This is a genomic window from Nocardia asiatica NBRC 100129, assembly GCF_000308415.1.
Classification (GTDB): Bacteria; Actinomycetota; Actinomycetes; order Mycobacteriales; family Mycobacteriaceae; genus Nocardia; species Nocardia asiatica.
Genome location: NZ_BAFS01000452.1, coordinates 1 through 25665, shown reverse-complemented (window position 1 = coordinate 25665; position 25665 = coordinate 1). Strand labels below are relative to the sequence as shown.

The 25665-nt window shown below is 66.1% G+C and carries 24 protein-coding genes and 1 pseudogene; 17 read left to right on the top strand and 8 right to left on the bottom strand.

Features of this window, described 5'->3' with window-relative positions; genetic code table 11:
- From ON27_RS34370 to ON27_RS34350, 5 genes are all read left to right on the top strand, one after another.
- A partial coding sequence (locus ON27_RS34370; protein ID WP_157227665.1) for a hypothetical protein occupies positions 1–473 on the top strand: 473 nt, incomplete at its 5' end.
- 100 nt (positions 474–573) lie between these two features.
- A complete protein-coding gene (locus ON27_RS34365) occupies positions 574–981 on the top strand; it encodes a hypothetical protein (protein ID WP_043737152.1) in 408 nt (135 codons plus the stop codon).
- Between the two features lie 104 nt (positions 982–1085).
- Positions 1086–1508, top strand: coding sequence for a DUF4326 domain-containing protein (locus ON27_RS40390; RefSeq protein ID WP_157227663.1), 423 nt, complete (start codon positions 1086–1088; stop codon positions 1506–1508).
- Between the two features lie 329 nt (positions 1509–1837).
- On the top strand, positions 1838–7864 hold the full coding sequence (mobF, locus tag ON27_RS34355) for a MobF family relaxase (RefSeq protein ID WP_083888027.1): 6027 nt from the start codon (positions 1838–1840) through the stop codon (positions 7862–7864).
- A gap of 36 nt (positions 7865–7900) precedes the next feature.
- The gene (locus tag ON27_RS34350; protein ID WP_083888026.1) at positions 7901–9163 is read left to right on the top strand and encodes a helix-turn-helix domain-containing protein; all 1263 of its coding nucleotides are present in this window, start codon (positions 7901–7903) and stop codon (positions 9161–9163) included.
- Here ON27_RS34350 and ON27_RS34345 read toward each other — a convergent pair.
- From ON27_RS34345 to ON27_RS34335, 3 genes are all read right to left on the bottom strand, one after another.
- Entirely contained in the window at positions 9144–10451 is a 1308-nt protein-coding gene (locus tag ON27_RS34345) for a serine hydrolase domain-containing protein (RefSeq protein ID WP_157227658.1), read from the bottom strand. The genes ON27_RS34350 and ON27_RS34345 overlap by 20 nt on opposite strands.
- Before the next feature lie 206 nt (positions 10452–10657).
- Positions 10658–10981 carry a hypothetical protein gene (locus tag ON27_RS34340; RefSeq protein ID WP_043737145.1) on the bottom strand — a complete coding sequence of 108 codons (324 nt, stop codon included), beginning with the start codon at positions 10979–10981 and terminating at the stop codon, positions 10658–10660.
- A complete protein-coding gene (locus ON27_RS34335) occupies positions 10978–12264 on the bottom strand; it encodes an NsdA family TPR-like regulatory protein (RefSeq protein WP_157227656.1) in 1287 nt (428 codons plus the stop codon). The genes ON27_RS34340 and ON27_RS34335 overlap by 4 nt, the downstream gene beginning before the upstream one ends.
- A gap of 718 nt (positions 12265–12982) precedes the next feature.
- Here ON27_RS34335 and ON27_RS34330 point away from each other — a divergent pair.
- The 11 genes from ON27_RS34330 to ON27_RS34285 all read left to right on the top strand — a co-directional run bounded on the left by ON27_RS34330 (position 12983) and on the right by ON27_RS34285 (position 19766).
- Positions 12983–13900, top strand: a complete 918-nt coding sequence (locus ON27_RS34330) for a hypothetical protein (protein WP_043737141.1) — start codon at positions 12983–12985, stop codon at positions 13898–13900.
- Between the two features lie 71 nt (positions 13901–13971).
- Entirely contained in the window at positions 13972–14433 is a 462-nt protein-coding gene (locus ON27_RS34325) for a hypothetical protein (RefSeq protein WP_157227654.1), read from the top strand.
- Positions 14430–14978, top strand: coding sequence for a hypothetical protein (locus tag ON27_RS34320; protein WP_157227653.1), 549 nt, complete (start codon positions 14430–14432; stop codon positions 14976–14978). The genes ON27_RS34325 and ON27_RS34320 overlap by 4 nt, the downstream gene beginning before the upstream one ends.
- On the top strand, positions 14975–15511 hold the full coding sequence (locus tag ON27_RS34315) for a hypothetical protein (RefSeq protein ID WP_043737134.1): 537 nt from the start codon (positions 14975–14977) through the stop codon (positions 15509–15511). The genes ON27_RS34320 and ON27_RS34315 overlap by 4 nt, the downstream gene beginning before the upstream one ends.
- The gene (locus ON27_RS34310; protein ID WP_157227651.1) at positions 15508–15924 is read left to right on the top strand and encodes a hypothetical protein; all 417 of its coding nucleotides are present in this window, start codon (positions 15508–15510) and stop codon (positions 15922–15924) included. The genes ON27_RS34315 and ON27_RS34310 overlap by 4 nt, the downstream gene beginning before the upstream one ends.
- Positions 15921–16514 (top strand): hypothetical protein, encoded by a 594-nt coding sequence (locus ON27_RS34305; RefSeq protein WP_043737129.1) that lies wholly within the window; start codon positions 15921–15923, stop codon positions 16512–16514. Before ON27_RS34310 ends, ON27_RS34305 begins: the two co-directional genes overlap by 4 nt.
- Positions 16515–16681: 167 nt before the next feature.
- Positions 16682–17554 (top strand): nucleoside hydrolase, encoded by an 873-nt coding sequence (locus ON27_RS34300; RefSeq protein ID WP_051047312.1) that lies wholly within the window; start codon positions 16682–16684, stop codon positions 17552–17554.
- Positions 17555–17604: 50 nt separating this feature from the next.
- Positions 17605–17775: a hypothetical protein gene (locus ON27_RS43535; protein WP_157227649.1), complete on the top strand. Its 171-nt coding sequence runs from the start codon at positions 17605–17607 to the stop codon at positions 17773–17775.
- A gap of 97 nt (positions 17776–17872) precedes the next feature.
- Positions 17873–18076 carry a cold-shock protein gene (locus tag ON27_RS34295; RefSeq protein ID WP_043737126.1) on the top strand — a complete coding sequence of 68 codons (204 nt, stop codon included), beginning with the start codon at positions 17873–17875 and terminating at the stop codon, positions 18074–18076.
- Positions 18073–18690, top strand: coding sequence for a TetR/AcrR family transcriptional regulator (locus tag ON27_RS34290; RefSeq protein WP_043737123.1), 618 nt, complete (start codon positions 18073–18075; stop codon positions 18688–18690). Before ON27_RS34295 ends, ON27_RS34290 begins: the two co-directional genes overlap by 4 nt.
- A 203-nt stretch (positions 18691–18893) precedes the next feature.
- On the top strand, positions 18894–19766 hold the full coding sequence (locus ON27_RS34285) for an SAM-dependent methyltransferase (protein WP_051047311.1): 873 nt from the start codon (positions 18894–18896) through the stop codon (positions 19764–19766).
- Between the two features lie 82 nt (positions 19767–19848).
- Here ON27_RS34285 and ON27_RS34280 read toward each other — a convergent pair whose 3' ends face one another.
- Positions 19849–20952 carry a hypothetical protein gene (locus ON27_RS34280; protein WP_043737120.1) on the bottom strand — a complete coding sequence of 368 codons (1104 nt, stop codon included), beginning with the start codon at positions 20950–20952 and terminating at the stop codon, positions 19849–19851.
- A gap of 21 nt (positions 20953–20973) precedes the next feature.
- Positions 20974–22389, bottom strand: coding sequence for a helix-turn-helix domain-containing protein (locus ON27_RS34275; protein WP_051047310.1), 1416 nt, complete (start codon positions 22387–22389; stop codon positions 20974–20976).
- Between the two features lie 321 nt (positions 22390–22710).
- Between ON27_RS34275 and ON27_RS34270 the strand changes: the two genes are divergently transcribed.
- Positions 22711–23031 (top strand): DUF6907 domain-containing protein, encoded by a 321-nt coding sequence (locus ON27_RS34270; protein ID WP_157227647.1) that lies wholly within the window; start codon positions 22711–22713, stop codon positions 23029–23031.
- A gap of 309 nt (positions 23032–23340) precedes the next feature.
- Here ON27_RS34270 and ON27_RS34265 read toward each other — a convergent pair whose 3' ends face one another.
- From ON27_RS34265 to ON27_RS44490, 3 genes and pseudogenes are all read right to left on the bottom strand, one after another.
- On the bottom strand, positions 23341–24642 hold the full coding sequence (locus tag ON27_RS34265; protein WP_043737112.1) for a UDP-glucose dehydrogenase family protein: 1302 nt from the start codon (positions 24640–24642) through the stop codon (positions 23341–23343).
- Positions 24639–25472 carry a phosphotransferase enzyme family protein gene (locus ON27_RS34260; RefSeq protein ID WP_063711427.1) on the bottom strand — a complete coding sequence of 278 codons (834 nt, stop codon included), beginning with the start codon at positions 25470–25472 and terminating at the stop codon, positions 24639–24641. Before ON27_RS34260 ends, ON27_RS34265 begins: the two co-directional genes overlap by 4 nt.
- Positions 25469–25665, bottom strand: a pseudogene (locus ON27_RS44490) (hypothetical protein); the annotation flags it as partial. The gene ON27_RS34260 and the pseudogene ON27_RS44490, both read right to left, overlap by 4 nt.

Below are 25665 nucleotides of genomic sequence, written 5' to 3'. Positions count from 1 at the left end.
GTCCCGCCAGCGACCGTCGCCCCTTCCACACGCGCCACGGGATCGTGGTCAGCGACGACGGGGTCTGCGATGTGTGCCGCGCCGACGGCCACCCGGGCATTCCCGCGCTGCCTGCCGGGTTCGGCATGCGGAGCTTCGTCGAATCCCGCTGCGCCTATATCGCCGCCGCTCATCCCGCCCAGGTGCGGGCGTTGCTGGATCGGGTGCGGGCCGCCGCGGCGAACACCGGACCGACCTGGCGGCTGATCACCCGGTGGATGGCGAGCAACCTCGAACAGCCCGAACGCGCACCCCGTCCCGCCTCCGCGCGACGGCCGCGCGGAGGTGGTTCCGCGCTCGGAGCCGGGCAGCGGATCGGACGCTGTGACGCCTGCGCCCGAAACAGCGTCGTGCACGCCGACAACTACTGCACCGACTGCCGCATCGACCTCGGCCTCGTACCCACCAGCCGCCGCACCGCGTCGGTCGCCTGACCCACCCCCCTCGGCTCCACCCGTGTTCCCCGGTCCGCCGCGGTGTCGCCCTCCCGCGGCGGACCGGTCCACCACTCCCCGATCCGACAGGAGCACGACCGTGCACCGACTCCCTCACCGAGCACGCCGCACCCTGGCCGCGCTGCGCGCCGCGCTCGCGCCCCGCCCGACCCAGGTCCGGGTGCGGGTCTACCTCAACACCGACCCGACCGCGCTGCTGACCGGGTACCAGCCCCACACGCCAGTAGCGCTCGCCTACGAGTTCGTGCTGCGCGTCGACCCGACCACCGCCACCGACAAGGTTCTGCTCGAACGTGTCTTCGCCGCGTTCAACGATCACCCCGAACACGACGACGACCAGATCCACACCGACACCTGGTACGCCAAAGGGATGCGGGGAGTGGCAGGACTGCGGTCCCTCTCGGTCGGCGACCTCGTCGGGCTCGACGACCGCCACTACGCGTGCCGGTCCTACGGATGGACCCGCGTCCCCGCCCCACCGGCCTGACCGGTACCGCAGCGATAGTCGGTTCCCCGGTCGCGGGGTGCTCGGACCGTGCCGAGCAACAGCATCCGCAATCCGACCACCTCCGACCGGAAGGAGCACTCGCCATGACTCACCCCGCGCCGCCCACCGACCCCGCGCGCCTCACGATCACCGAGCTTCACCAGACCTTGGCCACCGGCCGGTCGGTCGTGGTGTCGATGCGCGCTGCCAGCGGCCACCGACACCTGATCGAGTGGGCGCGCCGCCACCACCTGTTCGTGCCCGTGGACCGCACCAGCGATTGGGGCAACCCGTTCGTGCTCGGACGCGACGGCAACCGCGACGATGTGCTGCTCGCTCACGCCCGACACCTCGCCGACCGGCCCGGCCTTCGGGCTCGCCTGCGTCGCGGTGAACTCGCCGCCCGCGTGCTGGGTTGCTGGTGTGCACCCAAGCCCTGCCACGGCCACACTCTCGCCGCACTGAGCCTCGATCCCGACCTCGACCCGCTCGCGGCCGTCCCCACCCGGCTCCACCGGCGGAGGTGACCGCCCGGAAGTCGGACACCCGGCAGCCGTCACCACAGTAGGAACCGGATCAACGGCTCCGGTTCCTACCTGCCCGTCCCCTGTAGTCACTGATCACCCGCACCGCTTTCAATCTGTCCCCAGCCATCCACAGCTTCGCCCTACCACCTACCGCCCGCATCCGCCCGCATTCATCCACACCTTCCCCTCCTCATTCACATTTTTCGTTAAGCAGACCTCTTGCATCGAGGGTAACGTTTTGGTAACGACCTGGGTTTTTGTTGAGTTTGACAGAAAAATAGTCAAATCCAGCCCTAGCGCTGAACGCTATTACGTGCCTTGATGGATGTATGACCGCGACGATTCATAAAGTCGTCGCAGGCAATGGCTTCCAGTACTACCTGCGAAATGTCGCCGCGTATGACGTTACGTCCCGCGGCCGGTCGAGTTTGGCCGATTACTACTCCGCTGAAGGTGAGTATCCGGGGTGTTGGTATGGCACCGGATTGACCGCGCTCGGCCTCACTGCCGGGGAGGAAGTGACCGAAGAACAGATGAAAGCCCTGTTCGGACTGGGTCGCCACCCGAACGCCAAGCAGATCGAAGCCGTGGTCTTCGACAAGCAGGTTTCGTTGGGCGCGAAGCTCAAAGATGCGGCGCGCGCGGCCGATAAAGCGTCGCGTTTGGGTCACCCATTTCGGGTTTATACGGATCTTTCCGAGTTCCGAAAACGATGCAGGAAGGCATTCGAAGACCATAATTCATCGCACGGATCAGACCCGCACGCGCCTATTCCTGATGCGGAACGAGCGCGGATTCGGACCCGTGTCGCGTTCGATATGTTCACCGACGAGTACGGTCGCGCACCGCACGATGCGCGGGAGTTGTCGGGGTGGGTGGCGAAGAACTCGCGCCCGAACACCACCGCCGTCGCGGGTTTCGACATCACCTTCTCGCCGGTGAAGTCGGTGTCGGTGCTGTGGGCACTCGCGCCACGGGGCATCGCGGAAAAGCTCGAAGCCGCCCACCAATCCGCGGTCGATGACGCTCTCGAGTGGTTGGAACGGCACGGAATCTTCACCCGGCTGGGTCGCAACGGAGTGCGCCAGGTCGATGTCGAGGGCATCGTCGCGGCGCGGTTCACCCACCGCGACTCCCGCGCCGGGGACCCGGACCTGCACACCCACGTCGTCATCCCCAACCGAGTTCGCACCCTGGACGGCAAGTGGCGCACCCTGGACGGCACCGCGATCTACCAGGCGCTGGTCACCGTTTCCGAGATCTACAACACCCGTCTGGAGCATCACCTCGACCGGCTCGTCGGCGTCGAATTCACCGAACGGCCCACCGCCGATCCGTCCAAACGTCCGATCCGCGAAATCCACGGCATCCCTTTGCGGTTGATCGAGGCATGGTCGCGGCGTGACACCGCGATCACCGTGCGGCTGGGCGAACTCGCCGCAGAATTCCAGCAGCGGTTCGGGCGTGAACCCATCCCCACCGAGATGTTCGACCTCGCTGAGCGCGCCACGCTGGAAACCCGCCCCGCCAAGCACGAACTACACTCCCTGGCCGAGCAACGCGCGACATGGCGCACCGAGGCGATCGCGCTGTCCGGCAGCCGCGCCGACGTCGCCCAGATGGTCTCCACGGCCTTGAACCCGCCCCGCCTACCCCGGATCGCGGCTTCGCCGCAGTGGATTACGCGCACCGCTGACCGAGTGCTGGAGGTGGTGTCAGAGCATCGCACCACGTGGCGGGCCACCAACATTCGCGCCGAAGCCGAACGGCAACTCCGCGGTCGCGTGCCGGCGACGGACTGGGAACACGTCACCGAAGCCGTAGTCACCGAAGCGCTCTCGTCCCCGCACTCGATCGCACTCGGTGATCCCGACATCGCGGATGCGCCTGAACTCGGTGACGTGCCCGAAGTGCTGTGCCGCCGCGACGGCACCAGCGTCTACACCGCCGCGGGCTCGCAGCTGTACACCTCGACGCGGGTTCTGTCGGTGGAACAGGCGTTGATCGAGCTGTCGGTGCAGTCCGGCGCCCGCCAGCTCACGCCGCAGACGGTCACCGATGCGGTGCGCGCCTACAACACCGCGCATCCGGATCGGCCGCTCAACGCCGGGCAGGTCGGTGTGATCGACGGGTTCGCCACCTCCGGCTCGCGGGTGCACACCGCCAACGCCCCCGCCGGAACCGGCAAGACCACCGCCATGGGGGTGCTCACCAATGCATGGCACACCAGCGGCGGACACGTCCTCGGCCTGGCGCCCACCGCTGCGGCCGCCGCCGAACTGGGCACGTCGATCGGTGCCCGGGTGGAGACCGTCGACAAACTCCTCGACGTCCTCACTCGCCATACCCCGCATCCGGACGACCCCGCGTTCGAGCGGGACGCACCGCCCGCGTTGCCGGAATGGGTGCTGCAAATCGACGCCGACACGTTGGTGATCGTCGATGAGCACGTCAAACTCGGCAACCACAAACGCCTACGCCTACTGCAATTCTTGGCCCGACGCGGGGCGACGGTGCGGTGCATCGGCGACGATCACCAGCTGCCCGCGATCGAAGCCGGCGGCGCCGATGCCGACATGCACGCCGCCGCCCCCGACCAAACCCTGACCCTGACCCATGTGGTGCGGTTCGCCTCCTCGGCGGAAGCGACCGCGAGTTTGCAACTACGGGAGGGCGATCCGGCCGCTTTGGGCTGGTATCTGGACAACGCACGCGTGCACGGCGGCCATCACGGCGCCACCCAGGATGACGCCTACACCGCGTGGAGGACCGATCACCTCGCCGGGCGCCAGGCGATCATGTTGGCCGCCACCCACGAGGTCGTGGCCCCATTGAATGCCCGCGCACGCGCCGACCGGATCGCACGCGCCGGTGGGGTGGTGGGTGCGGAATGCGTCCTCGCCGACGGACTTGCCGCGTCGGTGGGTGACACGATCCGCACGCGCCGCAACAACCCTCGCCTGCGCCTGGGCGCGCACGATTGGGTGCGCAACGGCTACACCTGGACCGTCACCGCCGTGCACGACGACGGCAGTTTGATCGCCACACACCAGCTTTCCGGTCGCGGAGAACCAGGCGAAACCGTGTGGCTGCCTGCGGACTATGTCTCCGCGCATGTGCGTCTGGGGTACGCGGCGACGATCGATTCCGCGCAAGGAATCACCGCCGATACCTGTCATGTCGCGCTCACCGGAGGAGAGTCCCGGCAACAGTTGTATGTCGCGATGACGCGCGGGGTGCACGCCAACCACGCCTACATCCCGACAGCGTTGGACGGCTCGGAAGGCTCGTTCTGGAGCGAGCCGGCGGTCTTCCCGCGCACCGCGGTCGAGTGTATGACGCGCATTCTGGGCCGCGACGGCGCGCAGAAATCCGCGCACACCCATCTGCGCGACGCACTCGACCCGTACAACCGCATCGGCCGCGCGCTCGACATCTACCTCGACGCGATGGGGGTTGCCGCCGAACACGCGCTCGGCACCGAGGTGCTCGATCGCCTCGATCGAGCGGCCGAAGCGTTGCGCCCGCACCTGACCGACAGTTCCGCCTACCCCGTGCTGCGCCAACACCTGGCCACGATCGCCCTGTCCGGGCGCGACCCCGTCGCCGCCCTGCACACCGTCGCCGGTGCCCGCGAACTCGACACCGCCGACGACATCGCCGCCGTCCTGGACTGGCGCCTGGATCCCACCGGCACGCACTCCACCGGCACCGGCCCCCTTCCATGGGCACACGGCATCCCACGCGGTCTGCGCGACGACCTCGACGCCACCCACCTGGCCGCCCGCGCCCGCATCGTCACCGACCTCGCCGCACAGATCCGCACCGACATCCAGACCTGGACTCCGAGTACCGCACCGCACTGGGCGCGCCCCCTCGTCGGCGCCGACCCCGACCTGCTCGGCGAACTGGCGGTCTGGCGCGCGAGCCTGCACGTCGATGACCGCGACATGCGACCCACCGGCCCGCCCCGTTACAGCAGTCTCGAACGTGAGCATCAGCAGGTGCTGGACACCCGGGTCACCGACGCGATCGGTGACATTCATCGACCGGTCAACCGATGGGCTCCGACCCTCGAACGCCTCGACGCCCAAGTCGTCGCGGACCCGTATTGGCCGGTCCTCGCCGACAAGATCGACGTCGCCGACCGCGCCGGCCTCGACATCGAAACCCTGCTCACCGAGGCCGCCGCCGCACGGCCGCTGCCCGATGAGATGCCCGCCGCCGCGCTGTGGTCGCGCCTGGAACTGGAACCTTCCGCCCTCGATACCGGGGTCGGTCACCGCAATCTGCGCCCGGACTGGATCACCGACCTGCACACCGTGCTCGGTGATCAAGCCGCCGAGCGCGTCCTCACCGACCCGGCATGGCCGCGCGTCGTCGCCGCTATCGACCGAGCCACCGGCACCGACTGGACACAACACCAACTACTGGCCACCGCCCACGAACTACTCCTCGCCGCCCAACCCGACGGTGCGTCCGGCCTACGCGACGACCAACTCGCCAGTGCCCTGGCCTGGCGCATCGACGCCCTTCTCCACCACACCCCCGCCCCGACCACCGACACCGCCAGCGACCACGAACCCCGCCACACCACCATGTCCGAACCCACAAATGACCCCATCCGCCAGCGCAATTCCGACCCCGCGCCCGCCCGAAACGACCACCCCGCCGTCCCCGAAGCGGCACAAACTCCCGGTCCCGTCAGCGGGCCTACAGCCGCTGACACACTCGGGACCGGGCTTCCCGAACGCCTCCGCAGGGTGGCGCAGCTGATCCAGACCGGCCAAATCGCCGCCGCGGTGGAAAGGTTGGCCGACCTCACCGATATCGCCACCGACGAACAACGCGCCATCCTCGCCGACATCACCGAAACGCTGTACCGCAACAGCTTCCCCGTCGCCCGCGCACGACTGCGCTGGGTCGCCGACCGCTATCCCCAGCATCGCGCGCTCATCGACGCCTGCACACCAGACACCGACCCGCACATCTACCAACCCGGCACCCGGCGTACCGAACCGGCGTATCAGCGCGAGCGACGCCACGAAGCCGCACGCGACCACCACGACTACATCAACCCTGCTGTGCGCCGCGATCCGCTCACCGCCGCACAGATCGATGCCCGCCGCGCCGAACAGGACTATGTCGACACACGCTCCGATGTCGACGACCAGCCCTACGACCGCCGCATTCCCGACGGGGTCGTGCATCACTACTTCCGGGAAGTGCTCCCCGACGACCGCCCGAAGAACCACACGCTGGACTACGACCTCGCCGCCGTCCCTGACACCCGCGGGCTCGGGTGCGTGGCCTGCGGCCTCGAACGCACCCTCACCGACACCAGCCCCGTACCCCCACGCCGCGCCGACGACGGGCTGTGCGGCGAATGCCGCGACACGGGCGAACCAGGCATCCCCGACCACGATCCCGCCGACCACATCACCGCCCGCTGCACCCACATCACCAGCACCTACCCCGCACCCGCCGCCCTCGCGATGCTGCGCCGCGACTGGCGCGCCACCGGAAACCCGGCCCATCGCGCCGCGATCGAAGCCTGGATCCACGACCACCCGCCACTCCAAACCACCCACCCACGTACCAACGACGCCACCACTGCCGACCCCGCCGACAATCCGCTGTTCGTGCTCACCGACGCACAACTCGACGAGCGCATCGACCAACTCCACCAGAGCCTCGCACTCGCCGACACCGACACCTTCCTCTACGGCCCCGCCCAGCAACACAACCCCGACCACGAACACGACACCGACCAACGCATCCGCCGCCACACCGCAGCACAACAAGCCATCCACGACGCCCGCACCGCCGACGAAAAACTCCACACCGCCGCGAAAGCCTTCCACGCCGTCGCGACCCAACTCACCGACGCACGCGCCGCCCTCGAAGCCACACCCCGCCACCGCCGCAGCCAACGACGCACACTCCAAACCCGAATCGACACCCTCGTCGGCGAACAAATCAACCGCAGCCGCGACCACAACACCGCACGCGATGCCGCACGCCAAGCCAACCGCGAAGCCGTCCTGCTCGCCGGAACCGCGGACAACTGGGACAACCTTCCGCAGATTGATCCAGCAGAGGCTCTCGATTACCGACCCGCCATCGACACGCGCGCCGACACCGAGGCCGAAGCTTGGACGCGCACAACGGACATCCATCGACAGCTCGATGAGTACCGCGCCGAACAACACCGGCGCCGCATCCTCGACCCGACTCAACTCGCGCGAGAACGACGACTTCGCCCACCTGCTCAGCCGACCGACGACATCGATCAAGAACTAACCGATGCACGGGCCGAACCTCATCAACAGCCCGATGACGACCTGGGTTTGTGAGATCCCGCGCGCAGGGCATCTTTTCAAACAAGCGGCGTGGGGCCCGGTAGCGGTCGATTAGACCGGTTCCTTCACTGGTGTGCCGGTATCGCCAGGCGCAATAATCACCCGGTGGGAATAACCCCTCGCTCATTCGAACCGCGCGCCACAGCGGAAGCACTGTTCGGTGCTGAACTTCGCGCTCGGCGGGTCGCTGCTGGGTTTTCGCTGCGGCAATTGGCACCACTGGTACTTGTCAGCCATGACCTGCTGGCGCGGATCGAGAAAGCGGAGCGGCGCCCGCAACCTGATCTGGTGGATCGTCTTGACGCTGTCCTGAAGACAGACGGCCAGTTGAGTCGTCTCGCTGCCCCGTTTGTCGAGCCTGCTCGCCTGTCGGCACGCCGCGTCGTGCTGGAGCCAGACTCAGCAGAGGTCGCACTTCGCGATCTCATCACGCGGGTGCGCGCAGCGGATCACACGATGGCCGCTGAACGCCTCGATGAGGTCGTCGCATACGCCGAGGCAGCAAAACCGGTCGTCTCACGGCTGAGTCATGCGCATCGCAGTTCCTTGCTACGCGTCATCGCTGAGGCTCACCAGCTGGTGGGTTGGATGCTGTTCGACCGCGGCAGTGTCGCGCTGGCCGACAAATCCTTCATTGCGGCCAAACGTGTCGCCGAGCAAGCCGGCGCATTGGACTTACTCGCGTTTATCGGGGGGCCGAACGCAGGCTTCATGAGCACGTGGACGGGCGATCCTGCACGCGGTGCCGAGCGAGCCTACGCGTCCCTTGCGTGGGCACGGCGAAGCGGTAACCGGCGCTTGAACGCATTCGTCTCGACGATGGCAGCGCGCGCTCACGCCAGGCTGGGCGAGGCTGACCTGTGCAGACAAATGCTGGCCACCGCTGAATCCGAGTTGTCTCGACATCATCCGAGTGAGCCCGATCCTGTCTGGCTAGAGGTGTTCGATGATGCCGCTCTGGCTGGACATCGAGGATCAGCCCTTCTCGACCTCGGTCAACTCCAGCCCGCGATCAAATCGCTGCGCGAGCAGGATTCAGCCAGCCCAGCAGTCTTCGTGCGCAATCGAACTATCTGGCTGCTCGAACAAGCCGAAGCCCAGCTGCGGATCGGTGACCAGGAAGCCGCCGAATCGTCAGTCGAAGAGGCCATGAACGGGGTCGCCGCAGGTTCGGTCACGCCACGGGTCTTGCACATGTTTCGGTCTGCTGATCTGAAACTGCGCGCCTGTGACGGCACCTCGGTCACGAACGTAAAGGAACGCTTGGCGAGATTCATCGCGGAGTGCGGGTGAGCGGATAGGTGGCCCAACGCATCTCGACCCCGCCTGACGTTTGATCGATCTCTAGCAGCTCGCCCTGCAATCTGCCTTCCACAGCACGGAATCGCCCTGGCGCTTCTTCAATGAAACGAGTACGACCAGCGACGGGATCACTGACGAGCGTCGCATGTAGCCCGTCCCGCTCCCATCGCAGTATCACTTCATCAGCTTCCGACCACCAGGTACCGAGTACCGGTTGAATGTGCTGTGGGCAGGGCTGGGCCGGGTGCCAGGGCTGCGTCGGTTTCCGCTGTCGCGCTGCTGCGGCCATTTCCAAAACCTCCAGAGCGAGGTCTGCGACCTTGATTCCTCGGGTGACATTTGCCAAGACCACCACTGCGAGCTCGGCGCCACGGTCCAGCATCAGTGCGGACTGAAAGCCCGGCATCGCGCCGGTGTGTCCGGCGACGATCCGGTCATGTCGCCGCTCCAATATCAGGCCCAGCCCCCAACCCCTTGTCCAGCCAACCGTGTCCACCATGACCTGAAGCGTGTGCATCTTCTCCACTACCGCCACGGGTAACACGGTCGCGTCGCCTCCCCCCAGCACATGTCCCCAGCGAAGTAGATCATCTGGTGTGGACCACATCTGGCCCCCAACACCGATTGCAGCCTGATCCATAACCGGCTCGCGATGCACGGCATCAAGGTGCGGATCGAGCCTGTAGCCGACCACGGCATTCGACGGTGGAGTCCAGCTGGTTCGGCTCAGCCCGAGCGGGTTCAGCAAAGTTTCCGTGATCGAGGTGTCGCACGGTTGACCGGTAATTTCTTCGATGATCTGACCGAGGACGGCGTAGCCGAGATTCGAGTAATGCCAGCGCTCCCCCGGATCGGCAACTAGTTCGGCATGCTGGAACAACTCCCTGAGTTCAGTTCGTGACGGTCCCTGCATGCTCTGCCACATGTCGGTGGGCGCTTCGCGTTGTAAGCCACTGCTGTGGGACAGCAGCATGCGAACTGGAAGGCGACCAAAGGGTGTGCCCGGGAGATATCGACTCACCGGGCTATCCAAATGTAGCTCCGCCTGCTCGACGAGCACCAAGGCTAGCGCTGCGGTGAAAGTCTTCGTGATCGACCCGATGCGGTAGCTGCTCTCGCCAGTGGCGGAAATCGAATTCTCGACGTCTGCGTACCCGACAGAGGCGACAGCGAGCGGAACGCCCTCAACACCGACACCCACCGTCAGGCTTGGGACTCGCGCAGTGGACTGCACCTCGACTACACGTGCCGACAATGCCGCTTGGAAGTCGCTATCCATGAACTCCTCTCCCTCAAGCACAGCATCCCACAAGCCGGACCCCCCGAGGAGTCGCTGACTGATGGGGAGGACTACGCGCCCCCGGCGGACCCCGAGCCTCCACTGAACAGCGGTCCACCCGCCGAGGAGTCCACGCGCAAACGATGAGAAGTCGGTAGTGCCCTCGCCATCGACTGACAACGAACGCTGAGCCGCTCTTCGATCGCCTACGGCTGGCCGAGCAGGTAGTCCTTCATGCGCGAGGAACCGCTGCGCGCCGTATGCACGATATTCACGGCCTCGCGGCCGGTCAGCCCGAGGCGTTGCGCCAGTTCGACCGGCACGGTGTCGGCGTCGCCGACGAGTTCGACCAGCAACCGGTTACGCGCCTGCTCCGCAGCTTGCACCTGTTCGCGGGCCCGCTTGAACTGGTCGGACCGCGCCGGAGGCCGACCGCCCTCGGATCGCGCGAATTGCTCGCCGGTGCCGAGAAGCGCGGCCTTGGCGCGCTCGATCTGCGCCAGCACCTCGGCTTCCCGCTCCGCGCTCATACCATCACGATATCCCGAGCCGCCAGCCGCGCGTCCAGGCTCCGGACCGGTCGTGACCCTGCCCAAGGGGACAGGACGCGGCGGCCGTCCCGGATCGCGGCAGCCAAGCGGGGTGACCGGCATTGCGCGGTGAGGTCGGCCGCGTCGCCGACGGCAGTCGCGGCCTCGTCCACCTCGCCAAGTTGGATGAGGGACCGCTCCAGCTCGAGCAGCGATATCGCGCGGTCGCGCACGTACTGCGGCTGCATGAGGGTCAGTGCCTGTCGTGTCGCCGCTGCCGCGCTCCGGGCTTCGCCGAGGATCGACAGGCAGTTGCCGCGGTAGGAGTGCATCATCGCCTCGGACACGAAGTAGGCGCGCGACCGCGAGGGATGGCAGGGCTCCACTCCCGCGATCGCCTGGTCGGCCTCGTCCAGCGCGACGAGGCACGCCTGCCGCTGCCCTGCGACCGCAGCGGCCTCGGCCGCGCGCATCGCGACATAGGCACGAAGCGGCGCATCCTCGCTCTGGGCGACCCAACTCCGCGCGGCCACGGCGTGATCTACGGCGACGCGCGGTCGACGCTGCCAGATAGCGAGCTGGGAAAGATGGCACAGCATGTACGCGCCGAGGTCCGCGTCCTCGGCCTCGTGCGCTGTCTCGCGCGCGAGCTTGTACAGCCGCGCGGCGCTGTCGTACTCGCCTGAGTCCCACGCCAGGCACCCCGCGAACCCGGTCCATTCGGCGTACAGCGACAGGACGGCGGGCCGCAGCTGAACTGGACACTCTCGCAGCATCGCCTCGGTGAGTTGCTGCTGAGCGATCACGACGCCTTGCGCGGCAGGGGAGCCGAGTGTGTCGTCGAGCTGCATCGCCGAGTAGAGAGTGTTCCGCACCACCTCGACAGCCGCGGCGTCCGGCTGGCCGGCACCGGACATCAACCAGCGCGCACGATCGGCATCGCCGATGCCGAGCATTGCCAGCCCACCGGCGCCGAGCGCGCTCACCTTGAACAACTGCCGCCGATCCACGTCATCCTCCTGTGTTGGGTGTAGCCGCGCACGGAACGCTGCTACGACTTCCGCCGGGGCCATGGACAGCGTCGTATCGAGCACGGCTTGATATGCCGGGCGCATAGCTCCCCCGGCTTCCCAGCGCTTGACGGTGCGCTCATTCGCACCCAACTTGCGTGCCCAAGCTGCCTGGCTCATGCGAAAGGCGTCACGCAGGGCGCGGCTTTCCTTGCCAGTCCACTCTCTGACGCTAACCATGCTGTCTCCCAGGAGGTAGTGGCTGAGGCCCACTGTGCACCACACCGCCCCCACTGGTCCACCAAAGCGCCACCGAAGCGCCACCCCTCTCGTTGCGAAGGTACTAACGGCCCCCGGCGCGGGGGTGAGCCCGTTACCTCATCCGGGCACTCCACCTGCGTCTGTGACCCAACTCGCGGGTGGAATCCCCTGCGCCGGGTGGCCTTCCAATCACTGTTGAGATGGGAAGCGCGGGATGGGAGAGGCAGACAAGGTCCGTCTGTCGGAACTCGGGCAGTGGGAAACCAGCGACGGCACGCCATATGGGCCGCTGTCGCGGGTGCGGTGCCCGGACTTCGAGCACGCTCTGTGGACAACCAATTTGTCAACAGAAGAAGCCTTCCACAGCGCATTCCCGCAGGCCAGGGTAGGACCAGCACCCAGCGCGCTGTCCCAGTTTCCCCACAGAACCTTGACGGCAGGGCGAGCTGGCTTCCCGATCGGGACTCAGTCGGCCGTTCTTGGAGTGCACCCATCAGGGAGGCCCTGGAATGCAGAACACGCATACAACCGAGCCGCCGGAGCCCACAACGATTGTCGACGCCGGGTGCGTCGGCCGCCCACCGACGCGACGCGCCGTACCGCCCGCAGTGCTCATCCAGAAGGCGGCTCGTGCCGTGGTCAAAGCCAATTCGGTGCACCGTCGCAACAGTGATGGCGGGCTGCGTCGCCTCCACCGGCCTAGACCGACAACTACCAAGGAGTCAACGCCATGTGGTTCGGATACGCACAGTCGGAACTACTGCCCACTGCTCAGGCGCGCAATGCAGTCGTACGGGCCATGCATGACTATGCGGCTGCCTTCGCGTTCGGTTCGGGGCGGGTTGTCATCGAGCCGACTGCTCCGGAGCGGCTGTTGCGGGCGATCGTTGAGGATGTCGATCGCGCTGAGCCTGCGCTCGCGGTGATGCGGCGGTTGGAGTATGCGGCCGAGTCTCGGAACCTGCCTTTGGAGCAGCTGTTGGATGTGGGTTCGCCTCGCACGCAGTTGCTGTGGCAGGTGATGGAGGAGATCGAGGGGTGCGGTGGCGGTCATCTGATTGTGCCGTCACGCGAGCACTTGTCCGGTCTCGGGCCGTCCGGCAAGGCGGTAATTCGGCGGCTGACGTACATGCCGCGAGCGCGCATCTACTATCTGCAGACTGCTGTCTCCCGCGACAGCGCCAGCGGGAAGGCACCCGATGCCGTTGTCTCCGGAGAGCCATCTCGGATGGGCGATCGGGTGCTGGCGGAGTCGACGGTTGGGGCGATACCGACGGTGACGCGGTTCGACATCATCGAGGAGCTGACTCGGCGTGGCTGGCCGGAGTTGATGGATCCGGTGGACAGGCTGTATGTGGCGTTGGCTGATGACGCCAACTCTGCGGCGAAGGCTGCTGGTGAGCTCGGCATCAGCCCCTTCGGCCACCAGGGCACCATTCGGCTGCTTCAGCGCGAGGACGGTCGGTTGGTGGTTGAACTCCAGGAATCTCGTCGCCGCGACGACCCGCCAGCCGAAACGCTGGCGGCGCTGTGCGCGCGCATCGAGCGGTTCGCCCACGGTGGTCGCACCGTCACCCGCTGCACGCTGTCTTCGGAGTACGCCCGACCAGTTACAGTGCCCGCCGCAAGTTCAGAGGGCCGATTGTGAACGGCGCGACGCGGCCGGGGCAGGCAGTGGTGTCGTCGCACGCTGGCGGGAACGGTGTGTCGGGTTCGGCGATGTTGTTGGCGCCGGAGCAGCTGCTCGCCGCGATCGCGGGACACCTCAAGGATGAAGCGCCGTTGATCGGGTGGGCGCGAGAGCTCGGTGATCTGCATGCTGTGCTGCTCCCCGGAGGTGCGGATTCACCGCGACCGTCGGCTGATTCCGATGAAGCGACCGTGCGCACGGAGATCGCGGACATAGTCGAGCACATCAATTCGTGGGCGGTGTTTCACCTGCCACGTCCGACCGGGGCGCGTAGGCACACCCATTCTCTCGGTGAGGTGATCAGTCATGTCGCCGCGACGTACGCCGCCGCGTGGTGGACCGTCCGCCACACCGATGACGAACAGCTGCGTCACGAGGCGTGGTTCCACCTCGCCCAGATGAGGGAGGGCTACGCCGATCTGCTGGCCGATATCCATGCCCGTCGTGTGGAGCTGCCCCTGGGTTGGCGCGGCATCCACTCCACACCATGACCTTGAGAACAGGAGCGACACGACCGGTGCACGCGCATGTCCCGACCCTGGCTGGGCTGCCGCCCGCGAGCGAGTGGATCACCCACTTCGCCGCGCAGCTGCCCGTGCAGCACAAACCCCACCATCTGCGGGCCGTCTTCGCAGCGGCGGGGCTGCGCGCGAGAGCGTGGTTACGCGATCGAGCGTTCAGGAACGGTACTGCCGCTGCGGGCAGCCACGGGCAGGAGTGGGTGGCGATGCTGTCCGCCTCGATGGTGGATGCGCATCAGCGCCGGGTCCGGGTCAGCGAGCCGGACACCGATGTGATCGATCGCGAGATCGCTTGGTGTGTCAGGACGGTGGACGCGAAAATCGCTGTGCTCCTCGACGTGCCCGCCGGACAGGTCGATGTCGGGCGACTGGTGTCGGAGATGGCGCAGCAGTGGGTGACCTACGCACGACAGCCGCAAGACGGAACTGCCATAGCGGGTGTGCTCGCCGCGCAGCGCGCCTACAGCGACCGGGTCGAGCAGCTTTTCCCGCTGTCACGCGGAGGGACATCGTGACCCGACCCGACTGGCATATCAGCATTCCCAGCGCCCGGACCGTGGGGCGGGCACTGCGTGCCCCGGTACTCGATCCCAGCGACTACGCCCACCCGGAAATCCTCACCGCCGCAGTGGGATTACTGCAGGCCCACCAGCAGCAGCTGACAGTGTTCGGGCAGATCGAGACACTGATCGAACGCAAGGCCGCCCGGCCGGACTGGCCGGTGGCCGGTGAGGATTTCGCCCACACAACCCGCGAGATCCACGAGCTGACGGCGCAGATCGATCTGCACGTGCACGACCTGCTCATCGAGCACGCCATCGACTTCACCCACGCTCGTCCGCATCCGCATGGCCTCGGTGAGGCGCTCTCGCGCCACACCCGGTTTTGGGCGCGCGAAGTGACCGCCGACCGCGACTTTCTTCCCAGCACGGTCGCGGCGAACGAGTTGATCGACCAAGCGCACGACTACAACCGGCTCGTCGCGCGCATCGTCAGCGGCCGGGTGCACCTTCCCCACCCCACCTCCCTCGCCGGGAGCGCCCGATGACACGCTTGCCCCACCCATTGACTCCCGATGCGCCGATCGCGCTCGGCTACATGCAGGTCCCGCTGCTGGCAGAACCCGACCGTATCGGTGCGCTCATGCGACACCGCGCGCACAGCTGGGGTTACCGCTGGGGCGGAACACATCTGGACCATCACACCCACGGCGGCACGATCGCCGCCCTCGCTCGGCACGTCAGCCGCGAGCCCGATGTCTGGCTGATCGTCGTCCCCGACGCCACCCACCTACCCGGTGGTCGGCGGCTGCTGACCACCGCCACCATGGTCATCCGCATCGTCACCGCGGACACCGACGACGGTGCCACCCTGCTCCGCCCCACCCCTATTCCTGGTGTCTCGATAGCCGCCCTCCTCACCCGCACCACGCGCGAGGACACATTCGAAGGACTCCTGTGACCACGCACCCGGAAACGCCGCCGTTGCCCGACATGAACCGTCTCGTCGCGCTCTGGGATGGCGTAGCGGACCCAGTGACGAACCTTGAGCACGCCGCTCGAGTCGCGGTCACGTTGTGGATGACCTGTCTCGACGGCGTGGACTTCTCGAACCCCAACGACTTGCAGGAACGACTGCTCAGGGGGGCAGGAGCTGATCCGGACCGCACCATCGCCCGTGTGATCGATGATGAAGTGACCTGCTCTCTGGGGAACCGGCCGGAATCGGTCGTCCTTGTCGATGACGACTTCCCGGAAATACTGACCGCCGGGGAACTGATCGATCGACTCTCCATGTGGATCGCGATCTCCTCCAAATGGTCTCCCAGCCTGGGGCCGTGCCCGTTCGATCCCGCCATCGCGGAGTTCGGTCGACGCTACGACGCGCTGGTCACGGGCTTGGTTTCAGGTATTCGCCGTCAGCCTCGCCGCCGCACTGACGGTATGCCGCCGGTCGGGCGACCTCGACGCATCGAACTGAGAGCCATTCCCCGCCGCGACGGCAGCGGACGGTCATTCGCTCCGTGTTCGCCCCGGTCTGACCCACCCTGATCCGCCACCTCCCAACCCATCACCGACCTCAGCGGCGCCTGCGCAGGCGCCGCCAGCACGTCACGCCCTTAGCACATTCGAAAGGATTCTCTTTGCGCACGTCACCTCACCACGGCTGTCTGGATGCACCATCGTCTCGGGCCGCCGCGCAGCCGACTGGTCCTGCGGTGTTCGATCGCCACACGGTCGTGTTCGACACCGATATCGGTCACGACCTCGATGACGCGCTGGCGCTGTGGGTCGCGGCCGAACTCGTGGCGAACCTGATTGTGGTCACCAACGACGAAACCCCCCACCACGACCGCGCCCGCTACGCCCGCGCATTCCTCGACCGGATCGGCCGCCGGGACGTCCCCGTCGTCGCCGGCAGCACACTCGACGGCTCCGAAGACCGGTTCGTCATGCACGGCCACCTCCCCGAGACCCGGCCGGTGCCCACCGACGTCGTGAACTTCCTCTCCCACGTGTGCGAAACCTCCACCGACACCATCATCTGGGTCGGGTGCGGACCTGTCTCCAACGTCGCCGACTTCTTCATCACCTGCCCCCACCACATCGAGCAGATCGAGTTCACCATGCAGGGCGGCTGGCTCGACCACTACCGCAACCCCAGCAAAGCTTCACACAACCCGCGCATGGACCCCGCCGTCTTCGGGCTCGTCCTGCGCGCCGCCCACCGGCCCCGCTGCGTGCTGTCCACCCACACCAACACCCCCGAACTCGCCGTCGGCCCCGACTCCCCCCTCTACACCTGGCTGACCGCCCCCGACGCGCCGCCGTGGGCCGAACTCGTCGCCGCCAACGCCACCGAATGGTTCGCCCACCGGCCCTCGAGTTGGATGAACGACCCGGTCACCCTCGCCGCCGCCCTCGGCGTTCCTGTCGCCGAATTCGGCACCGAGACCGTGCGGATCGCCGCCGACGGCCGCATCTCCCGCCACCCGGATGGGCGCGTCATCGAGTTCTCCACCGGCATCGACTACCCCGCCGCCGTCACCTGGCTGTCCGAAGTCCTGCCCCTCAACCCGCCACCGCAGTAATCCGGCCACCGGAAAACAGCGACGACTGCCCGGAAAGGAATCCCGAGACCATGCCCCTGCGCACCGCCCTCACCACCCTGTTCTACTCCCTCACCGCGCTTTTCCTCTACGAGGCCATCACCAGCCTTGCTCGTCGACGCACTGCCGCCGCGACCCACGACGTGCTCACCCACTACGGCACCGACCACCACGACACCACCCCCGGCGTCCCCCACAACTGAAACCCCAGGCCGTCGCGGCGTCGCCGGCCATACACCTGGGGCTGGATCAAAACAACCACCCACCCGCCAAAGACCTTCAACGTCAAGGAATCCGATGATGGAACACGGAACCGTGAAATGGTTCGACAACACCAAGGGCTACGGGTTCATCGCCCGCGACAACGGCGGTGATGACGTCTTCGTCCACCACTCCGACATCATCGCCGACGGCTTCCGCAGCCTCGACGCCGAGCAGCGCGTCCAGTTCTCGATCGGACAAGGCCGCAAAGGACCCACCGCGCAGCAGGTTCGACCGCTGTGACCACCACCAGCACACCCCATCCCAGCACCGAGACCATCACGCCGCCACCGCGCGCGGTGCGCAAGCACCGCACCCGCCAACGCTTGCTGCAGTCAGCCACGAAGTTGTTGCTCACCGACGGCTACACCGCCACCTCCATCGACCGCATCACCGAGCACGCCGGATACACCAAGGGTGAGTTCTTCACCCACTTCGACCACCTGCAGCAGATCGCCCACGACGTCGCTGACACGCTGACCCGCCATGCCATCCGAAGGATCGGCTACTTCCAGCCCCGTGACAGCGACCAGCTCATCGCCACCCTGGCCAGGTGGGCGTCCATCCTCATCACCAGACCCGGATGGATCCGGCTGGAACTCGACCTCGCGGCACTCGACCCATCCAGTCGCACCCAAGTCATCTGGCGGCGCAGCCAGCTGCGCGATGAGGTCCGTGATCTGCTCAACAGCAGCACCGGCCCACATGACCCGAGTATCGATCTCGACCTCACGATCTCGCTTCTGCTCTCGATGATCTTCGGCATGGCCACCCCACACACCGGCGACCTCCTCGCATCCCCGGCCACCACCCGCGACAAGGTCGACCTCGTCCTGCGCAGCGCCGGAATCGCCTGAAACCACCACTGCGCCCGGCCGTTCACCCGCGGGCACGAGATCCCGATCACGGCTGCGCCGCCGCCCAGCCAGACGCCGATCGGCGCGCCAACCGAACGATCTCCGCAATACGACATCGTCATCACCGCAGAGCACACGCAATCGAGTTCCAGCAGACGCACGAACTCGCCGACCACTACCGCAATCCCCCGGGGGAGTTCCGTATGCCCGATCCCGTACCTGACACCGGTGTTCGCACACCGGTCGGTGTCGACACCACCCGCGCGAGCATCTCTCGCGTGTACGACTACAGCCTCGGCGGCAAGGACAACTACGAAGTCGACCGCTACGTCTTCCACAAGCTCTGCGAAGTCGCACCCCGCCAAGCCGACGTCTCCCACATGAACCGCCGCTGGCTACACCGCGTCGTGCGCTACCTCACCACCGAGGCGGGCATCGACCAGTTCCTCGACCTCGGCGCGGGCCTTCCCACCGCCCTCAACACCCACACCGTCGCCCAACGAGAAAACCCCGAAGCTCGTGTCGTCTACGTCGACAACGATCCGGTCTGCCACATCCACGGCCGAGTCCTGCTCGAAACCAACCCCAACACCCGCTACGTCCTCGCTGACCTCACCAAACCCGAGGCCCTGTTACGGCACCCCGACATCACGAATCATCTGGATCTCAACCGCCCGATCGCACTGATCCTGTGCGGGATCCTCCACCACGTCGACGACGGACTGAACCCCGCTGCTATCACCCGCCGCTACATCGACTCTCTCGTGCCCGGCTCGTTCCTGGCGATCACCCACTTCTGGGATCCCGACGACGGCTCCGACGCCCACCACCTGGCGCGGGAACTGCAACGCAAGTTCACCGAAACGGGGTTGGGCTCCGGCTGGTACCGCACCCGCCGCCAGATCCTCGACTACTTCAGCGACCTGGAGATCGTTGCACCCGGGCTGGTCGAGCTCGACGACTGGTGGCCAGCGGGTCCCGCCGTGCGACCCCGCCTGCTCGAGGAGCGGCTCATCCTCGGCGGCCTCGCCTACAAACCACGTCCCGAGCGGCTCGTGCCGATGGTCGTCCGGTAAGCAGCGCACAAATATATAGTGCGCCCGCACGTCGGACGAGAGATGTCGTCGTCTGCGGCGGACTCCTGCGTGCCGGAGTTGTTCAACCCAGCTGTGCGACAGCCAGGCGTAGCGCCGCGATACCCGCAGCCTGCATCGGATGCTCGCTGAGCACACGATGCACCTGCTGCTGAGTGAACGGCTGCATATCGAGGACGCGGCCTTCGGAGTTGCTGGTGATATCCGCTGCGAACAGCTCGTCGAAGACCTGGGCGTCGATGACGACGGCAGTCAGCAGGTCGGTGGCAAAGCTGAGGGGATCGACTCCCAGTCCGAGGCAGTAGGCGGTCAGTGCGCCGTCTCGGCGGGCTCGTTCGATGTGGGCGGCGAACTCCCATGATTCGTAGTCGATGGGCGCGATGTCGCTGCCGTGATCTTCGCTTTCTCCTCGCAGTTCCTCGGCAAACTCGCGGATCATATTGCGCCACAGTGAGAAATCGTTGCCGAGGTTCCAGTCGGCGTATCCGGAAGGCTGGAAAATGCCCACTGGCACGACTTGGTACATGCCTCCGGCGTGCCCGACCTTGCGGGGATCACGCCAGTGCAGCAGGAATGACTGCACGCCGGTGGCAGGGTCCCGGCGGATAGTCAAAGTGCTGATCGCGAGGTTGACCGGCCGCTGACGCGGATCACAGGGGTCGGTGATTGCCGCGCGAACACCATCGGCAACATTTTGCGTGAGGTGCGCGGTGGTGAATTCGTGGGCAGCGGCTTCGCCGACATCGATGCTGTCGAAGTAGCAGCCCGAACCAAATCTCAATTTCGGTGCACCGCTGGCCAGGTCAGCGTCCAGCAGTCGATAGGTCGGCCGATTCTCGAACACCGCCGGGGCAGCGATTTCACCGACTGCTTCGGCGTAGGTCTCATACGGCTGGCCACTTGCGCGCACAGGCAGCACAGAACTCCTCAGCGGCACGGCGGGTGGGCGGTCGTCTGCCGACCATTCGATACCGATGTCCTCCAGCAAGAGCGGCGCGGACGGGATCCACGCTGAGCGCGTCAACAACGGGGTGTCGATGATCCGGTGAGCATCGGGGTAGCTCGCCGCTGCGGCGGCGTCGAGTACGGTTCGGTGTTCTCGCAGGTAGGCACGGGTATCTAGCCAAGTGAGTTCGCTTGCTGTCAATGTCGAGGTGTCCGTGCCCATCCGTCCTCCGCATGCTCGTCACTAGCTGATCAGGCTGTCGCGATGCTGCCACGCCAGCGCCAAACACGCAGCACCCGGCGCGGCGAGAGGCTCATCCTCCAACAATCGCTCCACCGCCGCAGCGGTGAACGGCACACCGTCAGCCGCCCGGCCGCCCTCGACGCCGACAACTTCGCCTTCATCGTTGAACTGCACCGTTGTGCCGAACACCTCGTCGAAGACATCGTCATCGATCACGACCACCGTCAAGATGGTCGCTGCCAACGTCAGCGCATCCACTCCAAGGCCCAGAATATGGGCGCGCAGCTTGCCTTCCTCCCGTGCCGCACTCAACCGCTGATACAGCGGCCACCGTTCGTAATCGATTGCCGCGCTGCGGCTGCCGTCGTGCTCTGGTAGGCCCAGCAGTTCTTCGGCATACTCGCGAACCATGTTGCGCCACAGCGAGAAATCGTTGCGCCGATCCCATAGCGCGACACTCGAGGGCTGGAATTCTCCGGCCGGGATCACGTCATACATCCCAGTGGCGGTCGCCACCCGAGCCGGGTCACGCCAATGTAGTAGAAACGACGGCTTGGCCGGATACCGGCGCAACCGGAGCGTCAGTGTGGTGATCGCCGGAATCACCGCGCGCCGCGCCAGATCGAACGGGTCACCTACCAGCTCACGAAACGGCAACCGTCCCTTGAGTTCCGACACCCGATCGGGCCAGTGTTCCATGCACGCCGCGGCCAACTCATGTGCCAGCGCCTCGCAGACATCGACCTTGTCGAAATAGGAAGCCAATCCGAAGTCCAGCACTCCGGAGGAGATCGAACCTGCCAGCAACCGGTAGCTCGGACGCGAGTCGAACAGCCGCGGTGGGTCCAGATGTTTCACCGCAGCCGAGTAACTATCGAACGCAGCATCGGCCGTTCGCAGCGGCCGCACCGCCGACGTCTGGGGCTCGGTTCCTCCAACCTGCAGCGACTGCGGTCCCTCGTGTAAGCGAAGCCGCAGCGATCCCAGGTCCACCGGCCGAGTAGGCAGCCAACCCTCACCGGCGATCAGCGAGGTTCTGGGCACTCTGTTCTCGCTGGGGTACCACTGGGCCGCTAGCCGACCGAGTTCTGCGCGATGCCGGTTCAGCCAATGCCGTTGCACACGCCACCGGCCTCGGCTGGCTACCACACCTGCCGGCGCGGCCGCCGACACCGATGGCCTTCGCCGCCGACCCGCCATCCCGAGTTCCTCCAGGGGGATCCCGAGAACCGATGCCAAACTCTGCCGGTTGTCGACATCCGGATTGCGGGTACCCGTCTCCACTTGACTGAGGAACTGCTGGGTAATCCCCATCGCACTCGCGACATCGGCCTGGCTCAGCCCGATGGCCAGACGATACTCACGCACCACATCGCCAACATTGCGGACACGGCCAGGCTCGACTTCACGCCGCAACCACGTGGGGGCATGTTTCCCATCCACGTTCTACTCCCTCCCGGAATAACCGCCATCACGGATGCAGGATCATTCGAGCAGATGTCACGGCAATACGACCTTGTGGACAGCCGCCATGGCAAGGACGACGCCAGACAGTCCACCCGATGTCGCGAAAGCGGCGGCGCTTCATACTCGTTGACTCAGCTCCATGGTGCTCCACAACGCGGACTCGCCCAGATTCCGACCACCGCCACACTAGTCCCAACGCCCTCGCCGTGCGCACGATCAATGGCTACCGTCGAGATGCGGAGCTTTCAGGAAGGTAGTGAAGGAGTGTGGATGACGACGCAAGATCAGGTGAACGACGAACTGGCGCGGGCGCGAAACTGCCCAGCATGGTGCACTCGGCACCGGGACCCCGACGAGCCCGATGCCTCCCACACGCACTATGGCACGCCAATCGATTTCGAACTTGCGGACCAACGTCTTGAAGGACGCGCGTCGCTCGTTCTTGTCGCCTACGACTATCCAGACGGCAGCGCACGCCAGCACGAGATCAGCCTCCGAATTTCGGGGACGGAGAAGGTCGCGTGGAAGCTAGAGGAAACTGACGATTTCCTCGACGCCATGCGCACGCTGATCAACCAAGTACGGGACTGAGCCAACGACCTCCGACGCCACGAACCTACCCGTCCTGCGGAAAGGGGAACTTTATTGCCCTTGCGCTCGGCGGTCAGGGCATCATCACCGTGCAAATCACCCGTACACGTGGACGTTTGGGGCGTCGACGGGTTGTCGCCCGTCCGTCAGGATGCGGCGTGGCGGCGGTGACGGATTGGCGAGCCCATCAGTTCGAGGTCACAGGGACGTGGAGTGTTGCTACAGCATGTACGACGATTCCCTGCCCAGACCGGTGGGATTGCCGAACGTCGCAGGCGCTCCCGGGAGCGCGGCACCTGGCGAAAGCACCTAGCCAGTATCCATCCCAGTGCTCGGCCGCCCGAGGACGAGACAACGAAGCCCGGCTTCGAGCGGCCCGGCCACGTTGAGAGTGTTGCGTGTGTCGAAGACGAGGTCTCCGACCATTGAGGATGCAATCTGTTGCCAGTCGAGCGTGTGATAGTCGATCCAGTCGGTCAGAAGAAGAATCGCGTCTGCGGAATGGGCGACGTCGTGGGGATCTCGGCATAGCTGTATCCCGTCCGTGTCGCGTGGTTGTGGTGTCGGGTCGTGTGCCGCGATGGTGGCGCCATCAGCAAGCAGCGCACGGATGATCCGTAAGGCGGGCGAGCGGCGATGGTCATTGGTCCCGGCTTTGAAGCTGAGCCCGAGGATGCCGATTCGGGCGTCGTGTAGGCCCCCGAGTTCGTTGCGGAGCCGATCGACGATGTTCTGTTGGTGTGTGCGGTTGGCGCGGATCGCGGCGTCGAGAACATCGAAGCGCTGTCCTGCGGCGTGCGTTTGATGCAGGAGTGCAGTCGTGTCTTTTGGTAGGCAGGGCCCGCCCCAGCCGGGGCCGGGTTTGAGGTAGTCGGTGCCGATACGCGGGTCTGCTCCGAGGATGTGAGTGATGTCGGTTATGTCGGCACCGAGTCGGTCGCATAGCGCCGCGATGGAGTTGATGAATGACAGTTTCGTGGCCAGGAAGGCATTGGCGGCATATTTCGCCAGTTCGGCCGAGGCGGGGTCGGTGGTGATGATTTCGGTGCGTATCGCGTCGTAGAGGCTGGCGACGCGTTTGCACGCTGCCGGGTCGTTGTTGCCGAGGACGATGCGGGTTGGGTGCAGGAAGTCGTAGACCGCGTGGCCTTCGCGCAGGAACTCGGGGTTGGAGACCACCGCGACGTCGTCGCGGTCCAGGGTGGCCGTGATCCGTTGGTGTGTGCCGACGGGGACGGTGGATTTGATGACGATTACGGTGCTGGGTCGTAGTTCGTGACGTAGGTGGGCGATTGTGGTGTCGATCGCGGTCAAGTCGGCTGACCCGTCCGGGCGATCCGGCGTGGGCAGGCACAGGATCACTATTTGTGCATGGCTGATCGCGGGGTTGGGTTCGGTGTCGAAGCCGAGGGTTCCGGCGGCGAGCCCGGCCCTGACCAGGGCGTTCAAGTCGGGTTCGGCAAGGTGTGTGTGGCCGTTCCGCAGGGCGGCGACGACGGATGGGTCGCTGTCGACGCAGACGACATTGTGGCCCAGGGAGGCCAGGCAGGCGCCGGTGGTGAGACCGACGTAGCCGGCTCCGAGAACGGTGATGCGGTGCGGGAATGTCATGGCGTTCTCCGGGTGTTTGGCTGGCGAGGGTCGGTGGGCGGCAGGCTGCGGCCGGTTGCCCTCACTGCGGTGGTGAGCCTGTCGAGGTGGATGCAGTGCTCGATGACCTGGTGATCGAGCTCAGTGAGCGGGCCGTAGGCGGTGAGGAACGCTGCTTCGAGGTCGGGTCGCTGCCGCCAGTACCGGTCGGCCAGCCGGACCAAGTCGCGGGCGGCTAAGTCCAGGCGTGAGTGTTCGAAGTCGATGAGATGAACGGATCCGCCGGGAGTATAGAGGAGGTTGCGGGGGGTGAAGTCGAGATGGCATGGCACCGCGGGGATTCCGGTGAGTGCGGCAAGGGCACGCAGGTGTGCGCGGATGGTGCTGCGCTCTGCGGCAGACAGCAGGGAGCCGGCGAGGTGTAGCCATCGCTCGCCGCGGTCTGCCAGTTGTGCGGTGATGTCGATTTCGTCGGTGGCCGGTTGGGCGTTGTGCCATGCGGCCAGCAGCGCACCAGCCTGCTGATAGGCGGCGTGTTCGCTGGCTGTGGTTGTGGCGAGTTCGGCGAGCGGGCGGCCAGGGATCGCGGTGATGATGATGGCAGGCGGATCCTGGATGTGCGTGAGCAGCCGAGGCGCCCGGTCAACGATCGTCGGCGTCCAATGCTCGTAGGCGTAGAGCTCGTTGCTGTGGCGGTCTCGGCCGCGGTGCGCTTTGACGATGACCTCGCCGTGGGTTGTGGTGGCACGCAGCACGGTGGTGTTTTCGTGGCCACGGTGTTTCTCGACGGGTCGACTGTTCGGGTCGAGATGGCGCTGGCACAGCTGCAGCAGCTCAGTGGCGGAGGTCATGCCAGTTCTGGGGTGAGGTGGCTGGTGTCGTTGTGCGTGATGAGCATCCACACCGACTGCCCAAGTCGGTTGGTGTGCAGCTGCCAGCGGGTTACACACGCGTGGTCGGTGGTGAACCGAGCGTGGCGACAGGTGCCCGGTGGAAGGCCGAGAAGCAGGGTGTTGGCGGCTTCGATCGTTTCGCCGTGGGCGA